This window comes from Clostridium sp. ZBS2 (assembly GCF_023845855.1).
In the GTDB taxonomy this organism is placed as follows: Bacteria; Bacillota; Clostridia; order Clostridiales; family Clostridiaceae; genus Clostridium; species Clostridium aquiflavi.
Genome location: NZ_JAMQIF010000012.1, coordinates 1 through 26,447 on the forward strand (window position 1 = coordinate 1; position 26,447 = coordinate 26,447).

Here is a 26,447-nt window from a genome sequence, read left to right on the forward strand (position 1 = left end):
TCAACGTGAGCATAATGTCTATTTTCTGTTTCATACTCAACGTGTGAAGTATTGATTGTGATTCCTCTTTCTTTTTCTTCTGGAGCTTTATCTATTTCTGCATAGTTAAAAGCTTCTGCAAATCCTCTGTTTGCTAATACAGTTGTGATTGCAGCTGTTAATGTTGTCTTACCGTGGTCTACGTGACCGATTGTTCCAATATTTACGTGTGGTTTACTTCTCTCAAATTTTTCTTTTGACATTCTAAATTCCTCCTCTTATCCTTTAATAAACTTTGCCTAGTGTTTTTTATTTTATAATTGGAGCTCACGATCGGGATTGAACCGACGACCTCCGCCTTACCAAGGCGACGCTCTACCTACTGAGCTACGTGAGCACTCATATCTTGACATTTTCTTGATATACCAATTATAAAGTTTACTATTATTCGTTTTGTTTGTCAATATAATTTACTTACTTTATACCTAGGCATTTTTCAAGCTTTCTCTTTACTCTTTGTAATGCATTATCAATTGATTTTGAATGCCTATCTAAGTCACAAGCAATCTCTTGATAAGACTTTCCATCTAAGTATGACATAAGCACTTCTAACTCTAAATCAGACAAAACTTTAGCAATTGCAGTCTCTATATCATCCATATGTTCCTTATTTATCAAAAGCTCCTCAGGATCTGAAATTTTTATTCCAGATAAAACATCTAATAATGTTCTTTCTGATTCTTCTTCGTAAATAGGTTTATTTAATGAAACATAAGTATTTAAAGGAATGTGTTTTTGTCTAGTTGCAGTTTTAATTGCAGTTATAATTTGTCTTGTTACACATAACTCTGCAAAAGCCCTAAATGAAGTTAATTTATCAGCTTTAAAGTCTCTTATCGCTTTATATAATCCTATCATGCCTTCTTGATATATATCTTCTCTATCTGCCCCTATTAAGAAATAAGATTTTGCTTTTGCCTTAACAAAATTTTCATATTTAGAAATTAAATACTCTTGAGCTCTAATATTTCCATTTTTAGCTTCCAATACAACTTCTTCATCTAATTTATCTTTAAACTCTAAAAACTCACCCAATATTCACTCTCAACTTTCTCATTATAATCACTATACATCCTATGTAAACAATTATAACTCAGTAAAAATATCTTAGTCAATTAAATTTACTCACTTCTTCTTATTTTTTCTAATTTTTTCAATATTTCCAAATCAATGTTATCACTAAGTATGTTTTTTTCAGAAATTTTACTTTTATTTTTTCTTTTTCTTATAGAATTCTCTATATCCAAAACATCATTGTAAAATTCTAAAGATGACATTCTTACAGCTCCTCTTTGGAAAATAGTTTGTTGTTCTAACCAATCAGATGTAACAACAATAACTTCATATTTTCGTCCTAATAAATTCACTTCTTTTTCTATATAGCTATCTGCTGTTTCTCCATCCTTAGTAAAAACTATTGATAAATTCTTATTTACTGTTTCTACTTTTTGAATACTACCTGATACTTTATGAGCATCAAAAACAATTATTACTTTGCAATCATTATAAACCCCATAATTATGCATTGTGTCCACTAATGATCTTCTGGCACCATCAAAACTATAATTCTTTTTTATTTTTAAATCTGGCCAACTATTTATAACATTATATCCATCAACAAAAATAATTTTCACAATAGTTACCTCTTAATTCATTCTACTTTAAACGACCTTTTAATACTTCATACATAATTATACCACCTGCTACAGAAGCATTTAAAGAATTAATCTTGCCTACCATAGGTATTTTGATTAATTTATCACATTTTTTTAATGTCAATTTTGATATTCCTTTTCCCTCATTACCAATTATAATAGCACATGGACCACCAAAATCAGTTTCATAGCTATATTCTTCAGCTCTTATATCTGTTCCATAAACCCAAATTCCTCTTTCTTTTAATTCATCTATTACTGAATTTAAGTTTGTAACTCTAGCTACCTTTACATGTTCTATAGCTCCCACTGAAGATTTATATACCATTGTTGTTACTGATGCACTTCTTCTTTTAGGTATTATTATTCCATGAACTCCAAATAATTCTGCTGTTCTTATAATAGAGCCTAAATTATGAGGGTCTTCTACCTCATCTAGTATTACTATAAATGGTTTTTCACCTTTTTGTTCAGCTAATTCTAGAATATCTGACACCTCTGAATATTCATATGGAGTTACTCTTGCAATAACACCTTGATGAACTGCATTATTACACATGGAGTCTAATTTTCTTTTATCAACTTCTTTTATTAGTATCTTTTTGTCCTTTGCTTTTGATATTATCGCGTTTATTGATCCTTCTAATTTTGAATTAGATATGTAAAGAGTTTCTATAGTTCTCTCAGTTTTTAAAGCTTCTAAAACAGCATTTCTTCCGATTATTATATCTTCTCTTTCCTCAAAACCATTATCATATATATTATTATCAACTACTTTATTTTTATTGATTTCTCTTTTATTATCTTTCTTGTTTTCTCTTTTCTTACTTACTTTTGTGTTTTCTCTCATTCAATTACACCTCTTTTTCATTTAAAACTACAACACTTTTCTGTAACATAAATTCTAATCTTTCCTTATTTCCTATTAGATATAAATATCCTATTAATGCTTCAAATCCAGTTGCCATTCTATAATCCCTAACATCAGCATTTTTAGGAACTGTTGCAGATTTTGCATTTCTTCCCCTCTTGTATATTCTAAGTTCTTCTTCTGTTAAGTATTCTTCTAAATTGTGCATAATACTTGATTGTGCTTGAGCTTTTACGTAACTAATTGCTTTTCTATGAATTTTATTAGCACTTAAACCTTCATTTTCAGATAAAATATACGTTCTTATAAATACTTCATACACTCCATCTCCTATTATCGCCAATTGAAGAGGATTTAACATTCTTACATTTGCTTCACTAAATTCTCTTATTTTTAAATCATCTAACATAATTTATGCTCCTTTAAATAAGGGCTGCAATTTGCAGCCCTATCTAATTTAATTTATTTTTTTCCATCTAACACCTTGAGGTGTATCCTCTAAAACAATTCCTCTATCTTTTAAATCGTCTCTTATCTTATCAGCTAAAGCAAAATCTCTATTTTTTCTTGCATCCTGTCTTTTCTCTATTAGAGACTCTATTTCATCTTCTAAACTACCTTTAGTTGTTTTTTGAAGTAAACCTAATGGTGATCCTAATTCTCTTATAAGTTCTAATGCTTTATTAACTATTTCCTTAGATGAATTTACATTTATATTTGTATTAGTATCTTTGGTTAATTCAAATAAAACAGTAAGTGCATCTGCTGTATTAAAATCATCATCCATTTTTTCAATGTACTTTTCTCTATATTTATTTAATGAATCTAGATACTTAACTTCTTCTTCTCTCATATTTTCTATTGAAACTTCATCAATTAAGTTTTCTAAATTACTTATTGCATTATAAAGTCTTTCTACTGATGCTTTTGCTGAATCTAGCAAATCTTTACTAAAGTTTATTTGTAATCTATAATGAGCTGACATCATAAAAAACCTTACAACATCTGAATCATATTCCTTTAATATATCTCTAGCAGTAAAGAAATTATTCAAAGACTTAGACATCTTTTGGTTATTGACATTTACATATGCTGAGTGCATCCAATAATTCGCAAATGTCTTTCCTGTTAACGCTTCACTTTGAGCAACTTCATTTTCATGATGTGGAAATGTTAAATCCATACCACCTGCATGAATATCTATTGTATCACCCAATATTTTTTTTGCCATACATGAACATTCTATATGCCATCCTGGTCTTCCCACTCCCCAAGAACATTCCCAAGCTGGTTCTCCTGGTTTTTGAGCTTTCCATATAGCAAAATCCATAGGGTCTTTCTTTCTTTCATCCGCCACAGATGAAGTTCTATTACTTGCACCCATTTGTAAATCTTCTATACTTTGACCTGATAATTTACCATAATCATTGAATTTTTTAGTATTAAAATATACATCTCCTTCAACTTCATATGCATAGCCTTTTTTAATTAATTCTGCAACAAAATCAATAATATCCTGTATATATTCAGTCGCTCTAGGATTAACTGTGGCTCTTTCTATTTGAAGTTTGTCGGCATCTTCATAATACTCTTTTATATATTTATCTCCAATTTCTTTTACAGTTGTACCTTCTTCATTAGCTTTTTTTATCATCTTATCATCTATATCTGTAAAATTTTGAACAAATTTAACGTTATATCCTCTATACTCTAAATACCTTCTGATTGTATCAAATACTATAAATGTTCTTCCATTTCCTATATGAAAGAAATTATATACTGTTGGTCCACAAACATACATTTTGACCTCACCTGGAGTAATAGGGATAAATTCTTCTTTTTTTCTCGTTAAAGTATTAAATATCCTCATTAACTTTTTGCCTCCTATGTTATCTTAATTTTAGATTATTTTTCTCAAATTCTTCTTTTACTATTCGAGAAACCTCCTCTATTTTAACTACTTGCATATCACCAGTTCTAAGTTTAAATTCAACTTCTCCATCTACAATTTTCTTTCCTACTGTCACTCTCATAGGAATTCCCATTATTTCTGAATCTTTAAACTTAACTCCTGCTCTTTCATTTCTATCATCTAATAATGCTTCAACACCCATAGATTTTAAATCTTCATAAAGTTTATTAGCTATTTTTACTTGTTCTTCATCTTTAACATTTACAGCAATTATTGAAATATGATATGGAGCAACAGATAATGGCCAAACTATTCCATTTTCATCGTTATGTTGTTCAATTATAGATGCCATAGTTCTTGTAACACCTATTCCATAGCATCCCATTATAAACGGAGCCTCTTTCCCATTTTCAGCTATAAATTTAGCATCCATTGCTTCTGAGTACTTAGTTCCTAATTTAAAGATGTGACCAACTTCTGTTCCTCTAGAAATTGTAAGCTTTCCACCACATGTTGGGCATGTTTCTCCTTCTACTACATTTCTATAGTCTCCAACTGTTCCTTCAAAGTCACGTCCATAATTTACATTTTTAATGTGATATCCTGTTTCATTTGCTCCCGTTACAAAGTTATACATATTTTTAACTTCTTCATCTACTAATATTAAATCGGCCTTCATTCCTATTGGTCCAGCAAATCCAATACCGCAACCAGTTGCATTCATATATTCTTCATGAGAAGCCATTTCTATGTCTCCTGAAGCATGTGAAGCATTAGCTACTTTAACTTCATTAACTTCTCTATCGCCTCTTACAAATACAGCAACTATTTTTCCATCAACATTATATAATAAAGTTTTAACTGTTTTTTTAGGAGATATATTTAAGAATTCTGATACTTCATCTATTCCTCTGCTATCTGGAGTAGACACTTTTTCAACTTCCATTAAGTCTTCTTTTTCTACTTCTTCTAATCTAGCAGTTGCTTTTTCAATATTAGCTGCATAATCACATTGAGTACAAAAAACAATATCGTCTTCTCCAACTTCTGACTTAACCATAAATTCTGCTGAATTTGATCCTCCGATTGCTCCTGAATCTGCTTCAACACATTTTGCATCTAATCCACATCTATTAAAAATTTTAACATATGCTTCATATATTTTATTATATGAAAGATCTAATCCTTGTTGATCCTTATCAAAGCTATAAGCATCTTTCATGACAAATTCTCTTGATCTCATAACACCAAATCTAGGTCTACGTTCATCTCTATATTTTGTTTGAATTTGATATAAATTAACTGGTAATTGCTTATAAGATTTAATTTCATTTTTAGCTATATCAGTAAATACTTCCTCATGTGTAGGTCCTAAACAAAAATCTCTTTCATTTCTATCTTTAACTCTAAACATTTCAGCACCATAAGCGTCCCATCTACCTGATGATTGCCATAATTCTGCCGGAATCATAGCTGAAGCTAAAAATTCTTGAGCTCCTGCTTCATTCATTTCTTCTCTTATTATATCTTCAACTTTTTTTAATGCTTTAAGACCTAATGGCATATAATTATATATTCCTGATGCCATTTTTCTTATCATTCCTGATCTAAGCATAAGCTTATGGCTATCAATTTCTGCTTCTGCTGGAACTTCTCTTAGTGTAGATATTAACATGTTAGACATTTTCATAGTTAAATTTCCTCCAAATATATTATTTTTTTATATTTAAAGTGGCTTTAAATATATAAAAAAAGTCCACCCTATATCTTAGGGCGAACTTATAATCGCGGTACCACCTAAATTTGTTCTCTAATAATGATAACGGTATTAAACCGATAGTTTTTACCTATTACTCCGAAGCTGGTTCAAAATCTATTGAAAATCTTACAGCCAAGGATTTTCTCTCTTAAAGACGATCTTTACTATTCTTCATCAAAGCTTATATATATTTTTACAATCAACTTAATTTATTATAACTTTTTGTAATTTGACTGTCAATATATTATATATAAGCTACTTATTTGCTAAATATTCACCAATAATAAGGTCTTCAGGAGTAGTAATTTTTATATTTGTATATTCACCCTCATATATATAAACCTTATTTCCAAAATACTCTACAACCATAGTATCATCTGTAATTTTAACATCTTCATTTTTTATTTTTTTATGACAAGAATATATTAAATCATATTTGAATGCTTGAGGTGTTTGAACAGATACTAAATCACTTCTATTCGGTGTTTTAAGTGAAAATCTACTACTATCTATAATTTTTATTGTATCTTTCGGCATAACTCCTGGTGCTGCTGCACCATACTCTTCTGCATATTTTATAGCATTTTCTATTAGTTTCTCTGATACAAAAGGTCTTACTCCATCATGAATTAACACAATATCTGACCCTTTTGCTTCAATTAATCCATTATATACAGAATCGTAACGTTCATTTCCTCCAGCAACAATTTTATTAATTTTTAAAGAATGTTTCTCTAATATCTCCTTCTCACAATAATCCATTTCGTGGGATGGCACTACCAATATAATATTATCTACTAATTTACAATCTAAAAAACTTTTAATGGTGTAATAAAGAATGGGCTTACCATTCAAATTAAGATATTGCTTACTTTGAACAGTGCCCATTCTTTTACCTTTTCCACCAGCTACTACTATTGCACTAACCATATAGAAAAGCTCCTTTTCTTAGTTATCTTTTGGTTTGGCAAATATCATTCTTCCAGCAGCAGTTTGTAAAACTGATGTAACTATAACAGTAATTGTTTGACCGATGTATTTTTTACCGCCCTCTACAACTATCATAGTGCCATCGTCTAAATATCCTACGCCTTGGGTTGATTCTTTACCATCTTTAATCATATCTACATGCATTTCTTCCCCTGGTAAAACTACTGACTTTATCGCATTTGATAATTCATTTATATTTAACACAGGTACTCCTTGAAATTCTGCAACTTTATTTAAATTATAATCGTTAGTTATTACTTTTCCGTTTAATGTTTGAGCAAGTTTTAATAATTTACTATCTACTTCACTTATTTTAGGAAAATCGCCTTCCCAAATTTGTGTTTCAATTGAAAGTTCTTTTTGTATCCTATTTAATATATCTAATCCTCTTCTTCCTCTATTTCTCTTTAAAGAATCTGAAGAATCTGATATATGTCTTAATTCATCTAAGACAAAATTAGGAATTACTAAAGGACCTTCTATAAAACCTGTTTCACAAATATCAAATATTCTACCATCAATTATAACCGATGTATCTAACACTTTTGCTACACCTTTTACATGATTACTTTTTGCTTTCTTTTCTTTACCTGTATTTTTCTTTATATTAGAAATTAATGCTATTATATCATCTTTTTTCTTAACTAATATATCTGCACCTATTATCGCTGATATTATATTTAAAAATATAAATAACATAGGTCCAAACTTATCATCTATTCCATTTATTGGCTTTGCAATAAAGCTCATTAATATTAGAGCTATAATAGCTCCCAATGCTCCACAAATAATTTCAATTAATGTAAGTTTTTGAATATTCTTTTCTATATATTCAACCAAATTAAAAATAGCTTTATAAATAATTGGAGATACAACATACAATATAATTCCAAATAACAATGATATAATAGTTATAAATACTATAGAACCTGTTAATGTAGATAAATATTTCAATTCCTTAATATTAGGTATGTCTAATAAAGATTTACCTACAATATAACCAACTAATAAACCTATAGCTGAAAAAATTCCCTTTATAATCTTTTTTAACAAATATCTCACCCCTTCCTAAATTCTTACAACAATACACATTAATTCATTCCTATATATTAACTGTTATTAATTATATCACACTATATATATATCTAAAATGAATAATTTATTAAGTTTAGTTAAATACTCCCCCTATCAATTAATATAATTCTTCTGTATTATATACATGTATTCCAAATCTTAATCCCATATTGATAAAATAGTCTAAAAATATTTATAATTACTTTATTTATAATTACTTAAAGTAAAATTAAATTATATCAAGGAGTTGAGGCGTATGAAGGATATAATATTTGATGATTTTCAAAACTCTGTAAGTGATTCTTTGTTAAGACATAAAAGTATCTTAGACATACTTACTAAATATAGTGAATCTAGTTCGAGAGTTAATAGAGCAGTTGCAAAATCTGTCACAAATTGCGGATGCATAAATATTAATGCTTCTAAACAAAATTCATTAAATGAAGATAAATCTATTGACGACTTATCTACCTACTTAGCTTCTCACTTAAGTGGTGAGCTTTGTGAAAATTGTCGTGAAATTATAGAAAAAGAGATTGGTAATAATCTTTTCTATCTTACTTCTTTATGCAATAATTTAGATATAAATTTATATGACGTTTTGCTTAAAGAATACAACAAAATAAATACACTTGGAAAATTTACTTTTAGATAATAAAAAAATCGGTTTACCTTTTATATGGTAATACCGATTTTCTATTTTTTATATCTTTTTATTTAAGAGAATTTGTTCTTTTATTCTTTTTAATCCATCTTTAATTGCCTTTGCTCTTGCTTCACCTATTCCCTCAACAATATCAAGCTCATCGATATCAGCCTCTATAACATTATTTAATTCTTTAAATTCTTTAATTAGATTTTCTATTACATTTGATGGTATTCTAGGAACTTTGCTTAATATTCTATATCCTTTAGCTGATATAAGTGTATCTACAAGTGAATCACCTATATGACCTAGAACTCTTGCAATTGAATCTAAATCTAAAAGTTCAGTTGCACTTAATTTTTGTATTTGCTCATATACCTCGTTATGTTCTTCTTCATCTTTGCAATAATCTCTAATTAATAATATTCCATCTCTTTCAATATGCTTAACAAGTTCATTAAGCTGCATTGATATAAGTCTACCTTCATTACCTAACTCTAAAATATACATGTTTATTTCTTCTACTATCCTCATAACCATTTCAGTTCTTTGAATTGCAGTAACAACATCAAATAAAGTTGTTAAATCTTGAAACTCTAAAAGATTTAAGTTGTTAATTACTCTTTCTAGAACTGAAACATACTTTTCTAAAGTTTGAATAGCTTGATTAGCTCTAGCCAAAATTACGCTGCTATCTCTTAAAACATATTTTATGTCACCTTTATATACAGTTATTATATTTCTTCTTTGAGATATAGCAATAACTATATTATTAGTTTGCTTGGCTATTCTATGTGCAGTTCTATGCCTAGTACCAGTTTCATGTGTTACAATTGAAGGATCTGGTATAAGCTGAGCATTAGCACACACAATTTTTTTTAAATCTTCACTAATTACTATTGCCCCATCCATTTTAGCTAATTCATAAACATATGATGGACTATAATCAGAATTAAGAGTAAATCCGCCATCTACTGTATCCATTACTTCTTTATTATCTCCAATTACAATTAGTCCACCTGTTTTAGCTCTAAGGATATTTTCAAGTCCTTCCCGTAGTTGAGTGCCTGGGCACATAATTTTTAAAGTATCTTTTATTTTCATTCCCTTTTCTAATCTCATACACTCACCTGTTCTTCTCAAAATATCTTATTTATTGCTTCTATTAAATGTCTAATGCCTATTACTTTTATATCGTCTGTTTTTATTTTATCTAAATTTCTTTCAGGAATTATTACATTTTTAAATCCGAGTTTTTCAGCTTCTTTTACTAATCTTTCAGCTGATGATATTGGTCTTATTTCTCCAGTTAATCCAACTTCTCCTACCATTAATGTTTTATCCAATTTAAACTCTTTAGATTTTGCACTAGATATTAATGCTAATGCTAATCCTAAATCTGCAGATGTTCCATCTATATTAAGTCCACCTACTACATTTACATACACATCTTTATTATAGAAAAATACCTTTAGTTTTTTTTCTAAAACTGCTAATATTAAACTTAATCTTTGATTGTCAATTCCAACAGCTGTTCTTCTCGGCATTGGAGCTTTAGTTTCACTTACTAATGCCTGAATTTCTATTAAGATAGGTCTAGTACCTTCCATAACTCCAACAACCACAGAACCTTCTTGATTAGCGCTAGTATCTTCTAAAAATATTTTTGATGGATCAAATACTTCTACCAAACCTTCTTGTTGCATTTCAAATACGCCTATTTCACTAGTCGTTCCAAAACGATTCTTCATGGTTCTTAAAATTCTATATTCTTCTGTTCTTTCACCTTCAAAATATAAAACCGTATCAACCATATGCTCTAAAACTCTTGGACCTGCTAATTCACCTTGTTTAGTTACATGTGCAACTAGGAAGAATGGTATATTTTTACCTTTACACATTCTCATAATAGTATTTGAACATTCCTTTACTTGAGATACACTACCTGGTGCTGAAGAAACACTTTCTTTAAATACAGTTTGAATTGAATCTATTATAACAAAATTAGGGTTAATTTGTTCTATATATATTGAAATAGCATCTAAATTTGTTTCAGATATTATAAACAAATTTTCACTATTTACACCTAGTCTGTCTCCTCTAATCTTTATTTGTTCTTCTGATTCTTCTCCAGAGACATACAGAACTTTGCCATATTTTATAGCTATGTTATTTGCAGTTTGTAACAGCAATGTAGATTTTCCTATTCCAGGATCTCCTGAAATTAAAGTTAAAGAACCTTTAACTAATCCGCCACCTAAAACTCTGTTAAGTTCTTTTATTCCTGTATCATATCTTTCTTTTTCTCCAGATTTTATATCTCTTATATTTTTAGGCTGGTTATTTTGTACTATGTTATTAGCTTTTAATGAAGTTACTACTTTACTATCATCTTTTATCTCTTCATTAAAAGTATTCCAGTTATTACATGATGGACATTTTCCCAACCATTTAGGAGCTTCATATCCACATTGTTGACATATATATGTAGATTTTATTTTAGCCATACAAATTCCTTTCTTATTTTAAGATTCAATCACTATATTCATTAATAATTTTATAATAACATAAATTTTAATATTAATTATAACTTTTAAATAAAATTATAATTAACAATTTTAATAAACTACTATTATTAATTATATCATCCAAATTTGGTAATTAAATTTATCATTATATTTAAACTAAAATTTTTTATCAATTTAAAATCCTATTTTGTATAAATAATGAATTCATTACAAAAACTATTTATATAATTTAAGGAGATGATAATATGATAACTAAAGATTCTTTTAATAATGTTATAGTTCCTTCAAAAAATATATTAAGAGATAATGAAGAGCATGTTTTTCAACACAATTTTAACAATACATACTCTCAAAATGAATTTTCTAATTTAGTTTTAAACTCTAATTTAGAAAATAATAATATAATAAAGTAATTGCTATATTATTTCTTAAGTATTATAATATTTTAAATAATATTTATTATTAGTTAAGGAGTGTTATTATGGTAAAAGTTTATACTACAGATTCTTGTCCGTGGTGTGTTAAAGTTAAAAATTATTTAAAATCAAAGAGCGTTGATTTTGAAGAACTAAATGTTCAAGAAGATATGATTGCTAGAGAAGATATGGTTAAAAAATCTAAACAAATGGGCGTACCAGTATTAGATATAAATGATACTATTATCATTGGATTTGATAAACCATCTATAGATAAAGCCCTAAATAAATAAATTTATATTAATAAATATGCAAAAGACTTGGTAATACATAAATAATTGTATTTTCCAAGTCTTTATTCTTTTAAATTATAACTTTTTCTCATTCTAACGATTTACATAATCATCTATTTGTTTTTTATCAAATCCTACTATTATATTTCCCGATATATCTATTACTGGTACACTTCTTTGACCTGATGCTTTAAATACTTCTTCTCTATCCTCATGTTTATCTGCAACATTTATTTCTTCATATTTTAATCCTTTTAAGTCAAAATATCTCTTTGCTTTTATACAAGCAGGGCACCATGATGTTGAATAAATTTTTATCATATTATTATTTCTCCTTTTGTGCTATGTATTTTTCAGCATTTAATAAAGCTATTGTTCCATCTGAAACCGCTGTAGTTATTTGTCTATATTTCTTTTCACGTACATCACCGACAGCGTATACACCAGCTATCTTAGTTTCCATATCCTCATTTGTAATTATGTACCCATAATCATTTAATTTTAAATATTTCTCTAATCCATTTGTTTTAGGCTCTGTTCCAATATATCCAAAAATAGCATCAAGTTTTAACTTACTTAATTCACCTGTATTTTTATTCTTAATAGTTACTTCTTCTAAAAAGTTATTACCACTTAAATGAACTAAATCCTCATTAAATAAAACCTCTATTTTAGGATGATTTAACACTTCTTCTATTAAAGATTTTTCTCCATTAAAATAATCATGTCTTCTAATCACAAAAACTTTTTCAGCAAATTTAGTTAAAAATATCGCTTCTTCTAAAGCCGAATTTCCACCACCTACCACTCCAACTCTTTTTCCCTCATACATAGCACCATCACAAACTGCACAATAATGAACACCTTTGCCTTCATACTTTGCTTCCTCTGAAACTGGTAGTTTTTTAGGTGAAGCTCCTGTTGCAATTATTATAGCCTTAGGTTTATATATGTAACTTTCAGTTTCTACTATCTTCTCATCATCAGATAATACTATATTTTCTATTAAATCAAATTCGTCTATAGTTACTCCTAATGATTCAACTTGTTTTTGAAAAACATCTGCTAAATCTGCTCCTGATATTTTTTCAAATCCAGGATAATTTTCAATAGTATAGCTGTTTCTTACTTGACCACCTATTATTCTTTCTTCTAAAACTATCATATCTAACTTTGCTCTACCGCCATAAATGCCTGCAGCTAATCCTGCTGGACCTGCACCAATTACTATTAAATCTATTTCTTTTTCTTGTTTAGTCATAAATTCACCTCTTATCTTTAAATAAACTTATATCTAGCATAAGCTTATTTAAAACTCTATAAGTTAATTATTCCCTTGTAATAATTATTATATTTATAATTTTATCATATAATTTCCAATTAATAAATACTATTAACAAATAAATATTATTTTATTCAATCCAGCTTTACTTATGCATATATCAACACTTTTCCTAAGATATAAGCAAATAAAAAATTATCTTAAAAATACCAATAATGCACCTAAACACATTAAAGTTATTTTAAGATAACTTTTTAAACTATTAATCTAGCTTTGTAAAAACTAAATTATCTTTTGATTCATTTACTTTAATTCTATCTCCAATTTTTATATTGCCTAAAAGTATCTCTTCACTTAATTTATCTTCTACTTCTTTAGTAATAATTCTTCTTAACGGTCTTGCTCCATAATTTAAATCAATTCTTTTATTAATCAAGAATTTTTTACTATCTTTTTCAAAGTTTAAGTGTATATTTTTATTTTCAAGTCTTTTAGTAATAGATTTTAACATTAAATCAACTATATCTAAAAGATCATCTTCTTTTAATTTATGGAATACTATTGTATCATCTATTCTATTTAAGAATTCTGGTTTAAAGCTTCTCTTTAATTCTTCTAAAACATTGTCTTTCATCTTTTCATATTCTGAATTTTTATCAATACTTGTATTAAATCCAATTGCTTTTTGTTTTTTTATTTGATGTGCTCCCACATTAGAAGTCATTATAACTATTGTATTTTTAAAATTAACTACTTTTCCATGAGAATCTGTAAGTCTTCCATCTTCCATAATTTGAAGTAATATATTAAATACATCTTGATGAGCCTTTTCAATTTCATCTAAAAGCACCACTGAATAAGGTTTTCTTCTGACTGCTTCTGTTAATTGACCTCCATCATCATATCCTACATATCCTGGAGGTGAACCTATTAATTTAGAAACTGAATTACTTTCCATATATTCAGACATATCTATTCTTATTATACTATTTTCATCTCCAAACATAGCTTCAGCCAATGCTTTTGAAAGTTCTGTTTTACCAACACCTGTAGGTCCTAAAAATATAAATGTTCCAATTGGTCTATTAGGATCTTTTATTCCAACTCTAGCTCTTCTTACCGCCTTAGCTATAGATTCAACTGCTTCAGTTTGACCTATAACTCTTTTTTGTAATATATCTTCAAGTTTTAGTAATCTTTCGCTTTCTTTTTCTGTAAGTTTTTTAGCAGGTATTTTAGTCCAAGCTGATACAACTTCTGCTATATCTTCTTCATCTACATTTAATGATTTATTAGAATTTTTATCACTCCACTCTTTTCTAAGTGCTTCTAATTCTTCTTTTAAGCTATTTTCAATATCTCTCATATTTGCTGCTTTTTCAAAATCTTGAACTCTAATACATTCTTCTTTTTCCTTAGTTGTTTCTTTTATTTTATCTTCCATTGATTTTAAATTAGTAGGTGGAACTAAATTTTTTATTCTAACTTTAGCTGATGCCTCATCAATCAAATCAATAGCTTTATCTGGCATAAATCTATCTGTAACATATCTATCAGATAACTCAACAGCGGCATCTAATGCTTTATCTGTAATGTTAACATTGTGATGTTCTTCATACTTTTCTCTTAATCCCCTTAATATTATTAGTGTTTCATCTTTTGATGGCTCACCAACATTAACAGGTTGAAATCTTCTTTCTAAAGCAGAATCTTTTTCTATATGTTTTCTATATTCATTGATAGTTGTTGCACCTATACATTGAATCTCTCCTCTAGAAAGTGCTGGCTTTAATATATTAGAAGCATCTATTGCTCCTTCAGCTGCTCCTGCACCTATTATTGTATGAATTTCATCTATAAATATTATGATGCTTTTATCTTTTTCTATTTCTGACATTACCTTTTTCAATCTATCTTCAAATTCACCTCTATATTTAGCACCTGCAAGTAATGCAGTTAAATCAAGTGAAACTATTCTCTTATCCCTTAATATTTCAGGAATATTACCCTCTACAATTCTTTGAGCTAACCCTTCAATTACTGCTGTTTTTCCTACTCCTGGTTCGCCTATTAAGCAAGGATTATTTTTTATTCTCCTACATAATATTTCTAAAACTCTTTGATTTTCTAAATCTCTTCCAATAACAGGATCTAACACACCATCTCTTGCAAACTGTGTTAAATCTCTTCCGTATTTATCCAACATAGGAGTTTTTGTTTTTTCTGATCTTGGAGATTTAATTTCTTGATTTTCATCTACATACTGACCATTTAGAAATATAAATAATTTATCTTTTATTTCTTTAAAATCTAATTTTAAATTTTTTAATATGGTATAGGCCATGCCTTCTTCTTGATTAAGCAATGCCATTAACATATGTTCTGGACTAACATTTTTATGACTAAATTTTTTAGCCTCTATAAAGCTTTCATCAAGAAGTCTTTTTGCCCTAGGTGTTAATAATATATCATCTTCAGGCATTTGTAATTCACCATAGCCTAAATATCTACTTATCATATCTCTTACTATTTCTGAATCAATACCAAATTCATTTAATATCTTAGATTGATGTCCTTTTTCTTTTACTAAACCCAATAATAAATGTTCTGTACCTACATAACCATGCTTAAATTCTTGTGATTCAATTTGTGCTTCTAATATTATTGATTGAGTTCTCTCTGTAAATTTATTAAAATCCATACTCAAAAAATCCCTCCCTTATATTCTTATTTAAGTTTGAGCTAATATTGATCTTACAAATTTAGCTCTTTCATAGTTAAGCTCCTTATTTAAAAGTTTTCTTTTTAAATAGTTCTGAAGTGATGAATCTCTAGTATATACTAATAATTTATTTAACTTATTTTTGGGAATATCTAATAAAGATAATTCAACTCCAAATCTCACACTAGATAATAATTCAGCACACTCTTTTTCACTTAGTAAAATAGCTGAAGTTAAAATTCCATATGCTCTAAATACTTTATCTTCTATATCATATTTACACTTTGTTAATAAAACTTCTCTAAATTTCTTTTCTTCTGAAATAACATTTAACACTGCACCTTTTAGGTTATCAATTATCTCTTCTTCAGTTAGTCCTAATGTAACCTGATTAGATATTTTGTACATATTTCCATAGGATTTATTTCCTTCTTCATATATGCCTTTCATATTCATACCTATTTGAGTTAGTCCTTTGCTAAAATTACTTATTTCATCATTAAAATTTAAAGCTGGCAAATGAATATTAACAGATGCTCTCATTCCTGTTCCTAAATTAGTAGGGGATGTAGTTAAATACCCTAAATTTTCATCGAATGCATAATGAACTCGTTTTTCTATTTTATCATCAAGTTTTGTGATATTATCAAATGCAGTCTCTAAATCAAATCCTGCCGTTATGCATTCTAGCTTTAAGTGATCATCCTCATTTATCATAATACTTAAAGTTTCTTTACTATTTAAAACAAATGCTGTTTTATCTTTATTCTTTATTAATTCTTTACTTATTAATTGCTTATCTAAATAACTATTTATTAGTTCTTTGTCTTCATTCCACAAATGATAAATACAAGATTCATCTTCAAGTTCACTTTTCACAATTTGATAAATAAATTCTGCATTTTCTCTTGCTTCTATTTCATTTAATTTATTGGAAAAAGGTTTTTCTTTTAAATTTCTAGATAAAGAAATATTACTATTTATAACTATATCTTCTTTGTTGCATTCTTCATTAATCCAGTTTCTCATTACCTTTTTCCTCCTTAACTAAAAACACTTTATTATCTTTACTATTAATAAATATAAATTCTTCTAATTCTTTAATTTCATCTCTTAATACAGCTGCATTTTCATATTCTTCTAATTTAATAGCATTTTGTAAATCTTGCTTTAACCTTATTATCTTTTTTCTTTTAATTAAAGACTCTCCATCAAATTTTGGAATTTTCCCAACATGTTTTACATTCCCATGAATTCTTTTTACAATAGGTTTTATATATTCAGAAAAAACACTATAACACTCACTACAACCTAATTTTCCTGTCTTCTCAAACTCAGAATAATTCATTTTACATTTAGGACAAACAAGTTCCTTTGGCTTTGTTTTTTTATCACCAAGATTATTTAAAAATCCAGTTAATATATTTTCAAATTGTAATCCACCAATTTCATTTAAAGAATTTATAAATGGTATATCTGATATATCTTTAGCACAAGATTCACATAACCAAATTTCATTTTTTTCTCCATTTACTATTTTAACTAAATTAATTTTAGCTTCATTCTTTTGACATTTTTCACATAACATATAATCCCCACCTCTTAAGATAAAATAACCATAATCATTGCTTTAAAAATATCTGCTCTTATTTTATTTCTATTTTCAACTGAAATTAAAGTTCTATCGTTTATAGCTATTTTCATCAATTCACTTTCTTTTTCTGTAATAATATCCGATTCAAATAAGTTATCTATTATATTTACAGCATTATGATATGTTATTGTATTACCTATGCTTTGATTTATTATCTCCTCTCTTCTGCTGGAACTATCGTTGTCTAATTGCTTTATAATAATATGGCCACCGCCACCACGTTTGCTTTCAATTAAATAACCTTTATTATAAGTAAATCTAGTTGTTAAAACATAGTTTATTTGTGATGGTGCACATCTAAATTGATCAGCTAATTCATTTCTCTGTATTAGGACCATATTCTCTCCACTATCATTAAACATTTCTTTTATAAATTCTTCAATTATATCTGAAAGTTTTGCCATAAGTTCACCTACCTAAACATCAGTTTATATTTTTGTTTTTGACTTACTTTGACTTTGTAGTTATTATACTATAATTATATTATAATTTAAAACACTATAATTTATTTTATTAAAATCTGAATAAAACTTTACTAAATGTTAAACATATTTAATATACAAATTTATATTTTTTTCAAAAGGAATTTATATTATGAAATTAACTTGGTATGGACACTCTTGTTTTTTAATAACAAGTAATAATGGTAAAAGAATCTTAATAGATCCATTTGATGATTCTATAGGATATAATAACGATTTTCTTCACTCTGATATTATAGTAATAAGTCATAATCATTTTGATCATTCATTTTTAAAAGAAAATGATAGTAATGTAAAAATTATTAATACTACTGGGGTTTTTGATTTTGATTTCATTCATATAGAAGGATTTTCTTCATTTCATGATAAATATAATGGATTAAAAAGAGGACCTAATATAATATATACTTTTACATTAGATAAGTTGAAAATTTGTCATTTAGGAGACTTAGGACATATCCCCTTAGATTTGATTTCTACTAAATTAGAAAATATAGATATTTTGCTTGTTCCAATAGGAGGACACTTCACTTTAAATGGTAGTGAAGGGGCTAAAATAAGTAAATTGATTTCTCCAAAATATATAATACCCATTCATTATAAAACTTTTAAATCTATGCTTTATTTAGATGATCCTAAAAATTTTTTAATATCTATGGATAATGTTGAAAAAATAAACTCTAATGCATTAACTAGTGATAATTTAAAACTTTATAAAGAAAACTCTGTTTTATTATTATCACCACCTTGAGTATGATTTTATATAAAAAAAAAGATCGTCTATAGACGATCTTTTCTACTATTCTTGAACTGGAGCACCAACTGGGCAAACATTAGCACAGTTACCGCAATCGATACAAGTATCTGCATCAATAACGTAGTATGCATCTCCTTGGCTTATAGCATCAACTGGACATTCTCCAGCACATGCTCCACAGCTTACACATGAATCATTAATTACAAATGCCATTAAAAAACACCTCCTAAAATTGTATGATAATTAACCATCTACAATTTTATCATGTATTTTAATGTTTTAAAAGTATTTTGTGATAAAAGTGTCAATTTCATAATCTATTATATGGGCAATTTATGAAATTTTTCCCCATATTTCTCTAATTTTCTTCTTTAATCAACTCTTTTATCAATTTTTTATCCTCTTCAGATTCAATTTCTAATTTTATATCTGAATTATCTATTGATCCTTCATAACTTCCAGATATTAATCTAACATCCTCTATTTTATATATATCAATTACTTCTTCGTCTCCACGTTTTAATTTCACTTTTACACTTTCTTTTACTGTTAAATTACCTATTACTTCACCTTTTCCATCAATAGTTTCAACTATCGATCCAACTTTAGGAAGTCTTCTTCTAATATCTTCATAAGTGCTTTGTTCATAATTTAAGCAACACATAAGTCTTCCACATATACCTGATATTTTAGTTGGATTTAAAGAAAGGTTTTGTTCTTTAGCCATTTTAATAGATACGGATGCAAAGTCTCCTAAAAAAGTGGAACAACACATTGGTCTTCCACAAGGTCCTAGACCGCCTATCATTTTAGCTTCATCTCTTACACCGATTTGTCTTAATTCTATTCTAGTTTTAAATATAGTAGCTAAATCTTTAACTAATTCTCTAAAATCCACTCTTCCATCGGCTGTAAAATAGAATATAACTTTATGATTATCAAATGTATATTCTACATCTATTAATTTCATTTTCAGTCCATGTTCTTGTATCTTTTTTAAACATATTTCTAAAGCTTCATTTTCTCTGCTCTTATTATCCTTATGTTTTTGAATATCTTTTTCATCAGCTATTCTTATAACTTCTTTTAAAGGTGATACTATTTCATCTTCTGATATCTCTTTTATTCCTATGACACATTGGCCAAATTCTATTCCTCTAGCAGTTTCAACTATTACATAATTTTCTTTTTTAACAGCAAAGTTTACTGGATCAAAATAATAAATTTTTCCCGCTTTTTTAAACCTTACTCCAATAACTTTTATCATCAATTATACCTCCGCAAATCCCATAAGCAATACTGTTATGGTCATTGAATAATTAGTGTTATTATTTAAACTAATTCTTGCTTCTTTTATGTATTCTAACATAGAATTAAGCTTTTTATAAGACATTCTCATTGATATGTCTCTTATTTCTTTAAGTTTATCAAAATTTACAACTAAATCATTAGAATCTAATTCCTTTAAAAACATAATATCTCTTATATATGAAATTAATATATTTAAAACTTCACTTTGTTTATCTTTATAAGTAGCTAATACCTCTTTATATTTTAAAACAAAATTGTCTTTATTATTTTCTAAATCACATAATAATTCTAATAATATATTTCTTAAATCATTTAATTTATCATCTTCTATAAATTTTTCAACTTTTCCTGGAATACCTTGACTATATGCTAAAGCTGCTTTTTTATTTTCTATGCTTATTTCGGAATATTTATACTCTATATACTTATTAATATCTTCTTTAGATAATGGTGTTAACTTATAGGTTTGACAACGTGATTTTATAGTATCTAAAATTAATTCCAGTGATTCACTAAGAAGTATTAAATGCACTCCCACAGGAGGCTCTTCTATAGTTTTTAACAATGCATTTTGGGCTTGAATAGTCATCTTTTCACACTTATGAAGTATTAAAACTTTTTTATCACTTTCAAAAGGTTTCTTAGATACTTCCTCTATAATATTTCTTATATCATCTACTCCAAATGAAGAAGATAAAGGGTAATAATTTATAATATCTACAAATTCCTTATCACCCTTTAATCCTAATATACCATTTGCAAGATAATTTGCAACTAAACTTTTTCCAATCCCATCATCACCAATAATTAAATTAGCATGAGAAAAAGTATTACTTCTTTTCCTTAGATTAAATCCATTAATAATTCTTTCATGACCAATAATTTCTCTCAATGCTATTCTCCTTATATTTTTATAAATTTATCAACATCTACAACAAATATAGTTGCACCACCTACAGTAATTTGCATAGGGCATTGTTGAACATATCCACCCTCATTACTACTTAAAGGTGTTGGGGCTATTACTGTTTCTTTTCTTTTTTTACATATTTCTTTAATTACATCCAGTGCTTGGTCAATCTTCTCTTCTTCCACTCCAACCATTAAAGTAGTGTTACCTGCTTTTAAAAATCCACCCGTAGTAGCTAGTTTAGTTACTCTAAAATCATTGTCTGTTAATGAATCTAACACATCTATTGCATCTTCATCTTGTACTATAGCAATAACTAATTTCATTTACTATCCACCTCTAATTCATATTATTCTTGATATCATTTTACCATAAATATGTACTTAGATTATATAAATAAATATTTCTATTTTTAATTTATAAAATATTAATTTAAATTACTATATATATTTTTTAACCTTTTTATAAATTTCTTCATGAATTTCTTCTATTGTCTTTAATTTATCTCCGTCATTACATTTTATTTTATTCCAATTATATCTATCTGCTATTTCTAAAGAATTATAATAAGATTTAGCTAAATAATCTTTATTATTTTCATGTATGTCTTTTTCTTTCTCACCTGTAAATTTATTATTTCTATCTTTCATTAATTTTTGACTTATTTCAGGTAGAACATCTAAAAACATTACACAGTCTGGAATAGGAAGTTTATATAAATTAAATTCTAAATCATATAACCAATTCAAGTACTTGTTCTTTTCCTTATCATCCATTTTCACTGCTTGATGTACCATGTTAGATGTTGTATATCTATCAGAGATAATTATTCCACCATTATTATAAAATTCTTTCCATTCTATATTATATGAAGCAAATCTATCAATAGCAAAAAATGTTGATGCTACATATGCATTTACATCCTCAGGTTTGCTTCCAAATTCACCACTCAAATACATTTTAACTGGCATACAAGCCGGACTATCATAATTAGGATATGTTACTTTTCTTATATTATATCCTTCTCCTAATAATCTCTCATATAATTTCTTAGCTTGAGTTGCCTTCCCTGAAGCATCTGATCCGCTCTCTATTATAATTAATTTACCTTTTGTCATAATGAATTTCCCCCATAATAATTAATTTCTTAATTTCTATATAAACTCTAAATTGAAAATTATATTTTGATGTAATTTTCTAAAATCTTTCCAAAATAAAAATAGCTATATAATTAAATATAGCTATTAATAAATCTTAATAAAGTAAAAATCTAATTTTATTTTTTAAATAAAATATTTTTAACTTTTTCTTTAAAGTAATGATATTTAGGATTTACAACGCTAATATTTGTAAGTTCACATTCACAATTAGAACATATTTTTTCTCCTTTTAATATTATACCACTACCTTCTTTTTTGCCACATAAAAAACATACTTTATTCTCCAAAATTCTTTACCCCCTAATATATCTTTTAGCTTAATTATTTCCATATATAATTTTTTTAATCTTAAATATGCTTATATATTTTTCTTTTAATTTTAATAAACAAATATTTTTTTTATAATTGGAAAAAATAATATCAAATAATAATTTGGAGGGTTGTATTATGAAGCAAGAAATAATTTCATTTCTGTCAACTTGTGATAAAGAACTTAATGATTTAAGTTCTTATTTATATAATAATCCTGAAGAAAGTTATACTGAAATTAAATCTGCAAAATATATTTGTAATTTACTAAATAAGCATAATTTTAAGGTTAATGAAGATTTTTTAGATATATCTAATTCTTTTATGTGTAGAAAAGGTAATGGCTATCCTAAAATATGTTTTTTAAGCGAATATGATGCTGTTAAAGATTATGGACATCTCACAGGACATAATGCTTTAAGTACAATATCAATAGGAGCTGCATTAGCATTAGGTAGTGTCATAAATAAAATAGGTGGCTCTGTTATCGTAATAGGTTGTCCAGGCGAATACTTAGGTGGAACTAAAGCTGTTATGACTAGACAAGGTGTTTTTGATGATATAGATGTAGTAATGCTTGCTCATCCTGATGTATTGACAAATGAAAGTGGAACATCTTCAGCAATAATTCCATTAAGCATACAATATAAAGGAAAAGATGGCTTAACTTTTTTAAATCAAAATACTTATACCGCACTAGATGCAGTATTATTAAATTTAAACATATTAAATTCTCTTAAAAAAGGATTTCCTAAAGATTTAGAAATAAATTCAATTTTATCTAAAGGAGGATATACTCCTTTACTATTACCTGCTGAAGCAGAATCTAAATTTTATATTAGAAGTAACGATTATAAAACCGCTGAATGGGCTGATAATAAGCTTAGAACTATAGCAAAATATATTTCTGAATTAACAAATTTAGAATATACCACTTCTTTATATGAACCATCAAATAAAGAATTAATAACTAATAGAACTCTTAATAGATTATTTAGTCACAATCTAAAAGAAAATGGAATAATAGATATTGGAAAGCCACGTGATATATATGCAGGATTAAGTTTAGGTGATGTTAGTCATAAAGTTCCTTGCATACATCCTTATATCTGCATAACCGATGATCCTAACATTAAATATGGAACAAAAGATTTTGCTAAAGCTACTCAGTCAGAATTTGCACTTAAGCAATGTAAAAATGCAGCATTAGCACTGGCATTTACAGGAATGGATTTAATTCAAAATGAAAATCTTCTTAATGAAGTAAAAAATGATTTCTTTAATAATAAAAATATATAAATAAAGGTACTNNAGTACCTTTATTTATATATTAAACACATTTATTTCTTGTAAATTAAATATTAAGATTTAATCTTCTTATAAGTTTATCACTTGGATTAAAGCTAAATTTATAATAAACATTCTCTCTTTTGTATACACAACAATATTTCTTCGTATTAATTATTCCACAAGAATAATTGCCCTTACTCTTTACAATATATTCTTTAGTTATGTAATTACTTTTCCCGATATACACGATATCAGCTAAATTTATACTTTCTAAGTTTTTTTCATTATTATGAAAAATTTTATTAATAATAAGCTTGTTCGCTATGATCGAATACTTATATGATATTCTGCATTTCATTATCTCAAAGAATATTATACTTAAAGTTAAAAATACAATGGTCATATTATAGAACTTAACGAGCATTATATTTTTTATACCTAAAACACTTATTCCTTGATATAAATACAACATTGCTGTAATTATAAGTAATACTATCGCTATAACAGGTGCCTTCTTTCTTATGACTACCTCTTTATGCATTAATATTTTCCCCCATACTTTAAATATTTAAAATAACATTATGATTATACTAAGCTTTTCAATATAAAGCTATATTTAAATAACGCTATATTCCTTTATATTCTCTATAAATATTAGAATACTATTAATTGTGGGTTTTTAATTACATGTTTTCTATGTTTTAATACGATTTTCAAATTTTAATAGCTACTTTCTCTTTTTAATTTATTATTATAGTATATTCGTAATATCTTTATTATAATAGTATAATAGTATAATAATATATTTGGAGGTGATTTTATTGATTCAAATTTATAAAAGTCAGAGTGAATTCGATTCAAGTTTAAAACCTATTGATAATATTGAAAATGGTTGTTGGATAAACATAGTAGCTCCATCTGAAGAAGAACTAATTCTTGTATCAAAGAAAACTGGAATTTCCATTGATTTCTTAAAAGCAGCACTAGATGATGAAGAAACATCCAGAATTGATATTGAGGATGATGCTATATTAGTTATAGTCGATATACCATTCACAGAAATGGAAGAAAATTCTTTAACATATGACACTTATCCATTAGCTATAATACATACTAACAAACTGTTAGTTACTATATGTTTAAAAAACAGTAAAATTATAACTGACTTTGCTAATGCTAGAATAAAATCATTTTTTACATTTAAAAAATCGAGATTTATATTACAGATATTAAATAGAATATCTACTTATTACTTACTTTACTTAAGACAAATAGATAAAAAAAGTTTAATGATTGAAAAAAGATTACATAAGTCTATGAAAAATAGAGAACTTATTCAACTTCATTCATTAGAAAAATCTCTTGTATATTTCTCAACTTCATTAAAAGCTAATGAGATAACATTAGAAAAAATGTTAAAGTTAGAAATGATGCAAAAATATGAGGAAGATAAAGATGTTTTAGAAGATGTTATCATTGAAAATAAGCAAGCTATAGAAATGACAGAAATATATAGCAATATTTTGGCTAGTACAATGGACTTCTTTGCTTCAGTTATATCAAATAACTTAAATATAGTTATGAAGGTATTAGCGTCTGTAACTATACTTATGGCAATTCCTACTATTATAAGTGGAATATTTGGTATGAATGTTATGTTACCTTTATCCGATGATAATCCTCATGCATTCTCAATAGTTATGATGTTAACATTCGGAATATGTTTCATAGTAGCATTTATTTTATATAAAAAAGATATGTTTAATTAAGATAAATCCTATATTTATAGACATTTTTTATTGCCTATTTAGTATAGGTTCTTTTTTATCTATATTATTCTTAAAGTATAGTTAACACAATATACTAATTCCCATTCTATATAGTCTCTTTTTTATAATCTAAATATTTTTCTATAAATTATCCACATAAAAATATATTTTATATACATTTTGTAAGTAAATTGTTGATAACTTTGTTTATAATTTTATTTTTGTGGATAATTTTTTTGTTTTTTATTTTTTAAGCGCAAAAAAAACCTTGAATCAAATAATTCAAGGTTTTAATGGAGGCGCCACCCAGATTTGAACTGGGGATAAAGGTTTTGCAGACCTCTGCCTTACCACTTGGCTATAGCGCCATGGTGGCTCGAACTGGAATCGAACCAGTGACACGAGGATTTTCAGTCCTCTGCTCTACCGACTGAGCTATCGAGCCATTCATACCTGGCAACGTCCTAATCTCCCACACAGTCTCCCGTGCAGTACCTTCGGCGCTATGGATCTTAACTTTCCTGTTCGGAATGGGTAGGAGTGTTACTTCCATGCCATCATCACCAGATTATTCTGAAAGATTATTCTTTCAAAATTACACATAAATTGTATATAACA

The 26,447-nt window shown here is 27.2% G+C and carries 30 protein-coding genes, 3 tRNA genes, 1 rRNA gene and 1 other annotated feature; of the genes, 6 read left to right on the top strand and 28 right to left on the bottom strand.

Going from position 1 to position 26,447, the window contains the following annotated elements; genetic code table 11:
* From NG918_RS08470 to NG918_RS08515, 10 genes are all read right to left on the bottom strand, one after another.
* The coding region (locus tag NG918_RS08470) for a GTP-binding protein (protein ID WP_252225585.1) at window positions 1-242 on the bottom strand (242 nt) is incomplete at its 3' end.
* 58 nt (window positions 243-300) lie between these two features.
* Window positions 301-376, bottom strand: a tRNA-Thr gene (locus NG918_RS08475).
* 77 nt (window positions 377-453) lie between these two features.
* Window positions 454-1,074, bottom strand: a complete 621-nt coding sequence (gene sigH / locus NG918_RS08480) for an RNA polymerase sporulation sigma factor SigH (protein ID WP_252214966.1) — start codon at window positions 1,072-1,074, stop codon at window positions 454-456.
* An 86-nt stretch (window positions 1,075-1,160) separates the two neighbouring features.
* Window positions 1,161-1,673: an NYN domain-containing protein gene (locus tag NG918_RS08485; RefSeq protein ID WP_252214963.1), complete on the bottom strand. Its 513-nt coding sequence runs from the start codon at window positions 1,671-1,673 to the stop codon at window positions 1,161-1,163.
* Between the two features lie 22 nt (window positions 1,674-1,695).
* Window positions 1,696-2,544, bottom strand: coding sequence for a 23S rRNA (guanosine(2251)-2'-O)-methyltransferase RlmB (rlmB, locus tag NG918_RS08490; RefSeq protein WP_252214959.1), 849 nt, complete (start codon window positions 2,542-2,544; stop codon window positions 1,696-1,698).
* A gap of 4 nt (window positions 2,545-2,548) precedes the next feature.
* Complete coding sequence (locus tag NG918_RS08495) at window positions 2,549-2,974, bottom strand: Mini-ribonuclease 3 (RefSeq protein WP_252214956.1); 426 nt, start codon at window positions 2,972-2,974, stop codon at window positions 2,549-2,551.
* A 48-nt stretch (window positions 2,975-3,022) separates the two neighbouring features.
* Window positions 3,023-4,435, bottom strand: a complete 1,413-nt coding sequence (gene cysS / locus NG918_RS08500; protein ID WP_252214954.1) for a cysteine--tRNA ligase — start codon at window positions 4,433-4,435, stop codon at window positions 3,023-3,025.
* A 19-nt stretch (window positions 4,436-4,454) separates the two neighbouring features.
* Window positions 4,455-6,167, bottom strand: coding sequence for a proline--tRNA ligase (locus NG918_RS08505; RefSeq protein ID WP_252225586.1), 1,713 nt, complete (start codon window positions 6,165-6,167; stop codon window positions 4,455-4,457).
* Window positions 6,168-6,243: 76 nt separating this feature from the next.
* Window positions 6,244-6,423 (bottom strand) — a binding site (T-box leader).
* A 68-nt stretch (window positions 6,424-6,491) separates the two neighbouring features.
* Window positions 6,492-7,166 carry a 2-C-methyl-D-erythritol 4-phosphate cytidylyltransferase gene (ispD, locus tag NG918_RS08510; RefSeq protein ID WP_252225587.1) on the bottom strand — a complete coding sequence of 225 codons (675 nt, stop codon included), beginning with the start codon at window positions 7,164-7,166 and terminating at the stop codon, window positions 6,492-6,494.
* Between the two features lie 18 nt (window positions 7,167-7,184).
* Window positions 7,185-8,279: a PIN/TRAM domain-containing protein gene (locus tag NG918_RS08515; protein ID WP_252214947.1), complete on the bottom strand. Its 1,095-nt coding sequence runs from the start codon at window positions 8,277-8,279 to the stop codon at window positions 7,185-7,187.
* A 277-nt stretch (window positions 8,280-8,556) separates the two neighbouring features.
* Between NG918_RS08515 and NG918_RS08520 the strand changes: the two genes are divergently transcribed.
* Entirely contained in the window at window positions 8,557-8,955 is a 399-nt protein-coding gene (locus tag NG918_RS08520) for a nucleoside triphosphate pyrophosphohydrolase family protein (protein WP_252214945.1), read from the top strand.
* Window positions 8,956-9,003: 48 nt separating this feature from the next.
* Here the strand turns inward: NG918_RS08520 and disA are convergent, their stop codons facing one another.
* Together disA and radA are read right to left on the bottom strand one after the other, a co-directional pair.
* Complete coding sequence (disA, locus tag NG918_RS08525; RefSeq protein WP_252214943.1) at window positions 9,004-10,068, bottom strand: DNA integrity scanning diadenylate cyclase DisA; 1,065 nt, start codon at window positions 10,066-10,068, stop codon at window positions 9,004-9,006.
* A 17-nt stretch (window positions 10,069-10,085) separates the two neighbouring features.
* Entirely contained in the window at window positions 10,086-11,453 is a 1,368-nt protein-coding gene (radA, locus tag NG918_RS08530; RefSeq protein WP_252214940.1) for a DNA repair protein RadA, read from the bottom strand.
* A 266-nt stretch (window positions 11,454-11,719) separates the two neighbouring features.
* Between radA and NG918_RS08535 the strand changes: the two genes are divergently transcribed.
* Both NG918_RS08535 and NG918_RS08540 read left to right on the top strand, forming a co-directional pair.
* A complete protein-coding gene (locus NG918_RS08535) occupies window positions 11,720-11,887 on the top strand; it encodes a hypothetical protein (RefSeq protein ID WP_252214937.1) in 168 nt (55 codons plus the stop codon).
* A 68-nt stretch (window positions 11,888-11,955) separates the two neighbouring features.
* Window positions 11,956-12,183 (top strand): glutaredoxin family protein, encoded by a 228-nt coding sequence (locus NG918_RS08540; protein ID WP_252214934.1) that lies wholly within the window; start codon window positions 11,956-11,958, stop codon window positions 12,181-12,183.
* A 93-nt stretch (window positions 12,184-12,276) separates the two neighbouring features.
* Here the strand turns inward: NG918_RS08540 and NG918_RS08545 are convergent, their stop codons facing one another.
* The 6 genes from NG918_RS08545 to NG918_RS08570 all read right to left on the bottom strand — a co-directional run bounded on the left by NG918_RS08545 (window position 12,277) and on the right by NG918_RS08570 (window position 18,245).
* Complete coding sequence (locus NG918_RS08545; protein ID WP_252214931.1) at window positions 12,277-12,504, bottom strand: glutaredoxin domain-containing protein; 228 nt, start codon at window positions 12,502-12,504, stop codon at window positions 12,277-12,279.
* Between the two features lie 4 nt (window positions 12,505-12,508).
* A complete protein-coding gene (locus NG918_RS08550; protein ID WP_252214929.1) occupies window positions 12,509-13,444 on the bottom strand; it encodes an NAD(P)/FAD-dependent oxidoreductase in 936 nt (311 codons plus the stop codon).
* Window positions 13,445-13,727: 283 nt separating this feature from the next.
* A complete protein-coding gene (locus tag NG918_RS08555; protein WP_252225588.1) occupies window positions 13,728-16,166 on the bottom strand; it encodes an ATP-dependent Clp protease ATP-binding subunit in 2,439 nt (812 codons plus the stop codon).
* A gap of 30 nt (window positions 16,167-16,196) precedes the next feature.
* On the bottom strand, window positions 16,197-17,216 hold the full coding sequence (locus tag NG918_RS08560) for a protein arginine kinase (RefSeq protein ID WP_252214925.1): 1,020 nt from the start codon (window positions 17,214-17,216) through the stop codon (window positions 16,197-16,199).
* Window positions 17,200-17,775: a UvrB/UvrC motif-containing protein gene (locus tag NG918_RS08565; RefSeq protein ID WP_252214922.1), complete on the bottom strand. Its 576-nt coding sequence runs from the start codon at window positions 17,773-17,775 to the stop codon at window positions 17,200-17,202. The genes NG918_RS08560 and NG918_RS08565 overlap by 17 nt, the downstream gene beginning before the upstream one ends.
* A 14-nt stretch (window positions 17,776-17,789) precedes the next feature.
* Window positions 17,790-18,245 (bottom strand): CtsR family transcriptional regulator, encoded by a 456-nt coding sequence (locus tag NG918_RS08570; protein WP_252214920.1) that lies wholly within the window; start codon window positions 18,243-18,245, stop codon window positions 17,790-17,792.
* 190 nt (window positions 18,246-18,435) lie between these two features.
* Here NG918_RS08570 and NG918_RS08575 point away from each other — a divergent pair, with 190 nt between their 5' ends.
* Window positions 18,436-19,074 carry an MBL fold metallo-hydrolase gene (locus tag NG918_RS08575; RefSeq protein WP_252214918.1) on the top strand — a complete coding sequence of 213 codons (639 nt, stop codon included), beginning with the start codon at window positions 18,436-18,438 and terminating at the stop codon, window positions 19,072-19,074.
* 48 nt (window positions 19,075-19,122) lie between these two features.
* Here the strand turns inward: NG918_RS08575 and fdxA are convergent, their stop codons facing one another.
* The 6 genes from fdxA to NG918_RS08605 form a co-directional block, all read right to left on the bottom strand.
* Window positions 19,123-19,293, bottom strand: coding sequence for a 4Fe-4S ferredoxin (fdxA, locus tag NG918_RS08580; RefSeq protein WP_003369634.1), 171 nt, complete (start codon window positions 19,291-19,293; stop codon window positions 19,123-19,125).
* Between the two features lie 145 nt (window positions 19,294-19,438).
* On the bottom strand, window positions 19,439-20,347 hold the full coding sequence (locus NG918_RS08585; RefSeq protein ID WP_252214915.1) for a PSP1 domain-containing protein: 909 nt from the start codon (window positions 20,345-20,347) through the stop codon (window positions 19,439-19,441).
* A gap of 3 nt (window positions 20,348-20,350) precedes the next feature.
* On the bottom strand, window positions 20,351-21,283 hold the full coding sequence (locus NG918_RS08590; protein WP_252214912.1) for a DNA polymerase III subunit delta': 933 nt from the start codon (window positions 21,281-21,283) through the stop codon (window positions 20,351-20,353).
* 11 nt (window positions 21,284-21,294) lie between these two features.
* Complete coding sequence (locus NG918_RS08595; protein ID WP_252214909.1) at window positions 21,295-21,627, bottom strand: cyclic-di-AMP receptor; 333 nt, start codon at window positions 21,625-21,627, stop codon at window positions 21,295-21,297.
* Window positions 21,628-21,741: 114 nt separating this feature from the next.
* The gene (locus tag NG918_RS08600; protein WP_252214906.1) at window positions 21,742-22,419 is read right to left on the bottom strand and encodes a dTMP kinase; all 678 of its coding nucleotides are present in this window, start codon (window positions 22,417-22,419) and stop codon (window positions 21,742-21,744) included.
* Window positions 22,420-22,577: 158 nt separating this feature from the next.
* Window positions 22,578-22,748 carry a sigma factor G inhibitor Gin gene (locus tag NG918_RS08605; protein ID WP_252214901.1) on the bottom strand — a complete coding sequence of 57 codons (171 nt, stop codon included), beginning with the start codon at window positions 22,746-22,748 and terminating at the stop codon, window positions 22,578-22,580.
* A gap of 160 nt (window positions 22,749-22,908) precedes the next feature.
* On the opposite strand from NG918_RS08605, the gene NG918_RS08610 reads away from it, so the two are divergent.
* On the top strand, window positions 22,909-24,069 hold the full coding sequence (locus NG918_RS08610; protein WP_252214899.1) for a zinc-binding metallopeptidase family protein: 1,161 nt from the start codon (window positions 22,909-22,911) through the stop codon (window positions 24,067-24,069).
* Window positions 24,070-24,124: 55 nt separating this feature from the next.
* Here the strand turns inward: NG918_RS08610 and NG918_RS08615 are convergent, their stop codons facing one another.
* Window positions 24,125-24,601 (bottom strand): DUF6106 family protein, encoded by a 477-nt coding sequence (locus NG918_RS08615; protein WP_252214897.1) that lies wholly within the window; start codon window positions 24,599-24,601, stop codon window positions 24,125-24,127.
* Between the two features lie 280 nt (window positions 24,602-24,881).
* On the opposite strand from NG918_RS08615, the gene NG918_RS08620 reads away from it, so the two are divergent.
* Window positions 24,882-25,829, top strand: a complete 948-nt coding sequence (locus NG918_RS08620; RefSeq protein ID WP_252214895.1) for a magnesium transporter CorA family protein — start codon at window positions 24,882-24,884, stop codon at window positions 25,827-25,829.
* A gap of 294 nt (window positions 25,830-26,123) precedes the next feature.
* Here NG918_RS08620 and NG918_RS08625 read toward each other — a convergent pair.
* The 3 genes from NG918_RS08625 to rrf form a co-directional block, all read right to left on the bottom strand.
* Window positions 26,124-26,197: transfer RNA gene (locus NG918_RS08625), tRNA-Cys, on the bottom strand.
* Between the two features lies 1 nt (window position 26,198).
* Window positions 26,199-26,274: transfer RNA gene (locus NG918_RS08630), tRNA-Phe, on the bottom strand.
* Between the two features lie 6 nt (window positions 26,275-26,280).
* Window positions 26,281-26,397 (bottom strand): 5S ribosomal RNA (gene rrf / locus NG918_RS08635).
* Between the last annotated feature and the right edge of the window lie 50 nt (window positions 26,398-26,447).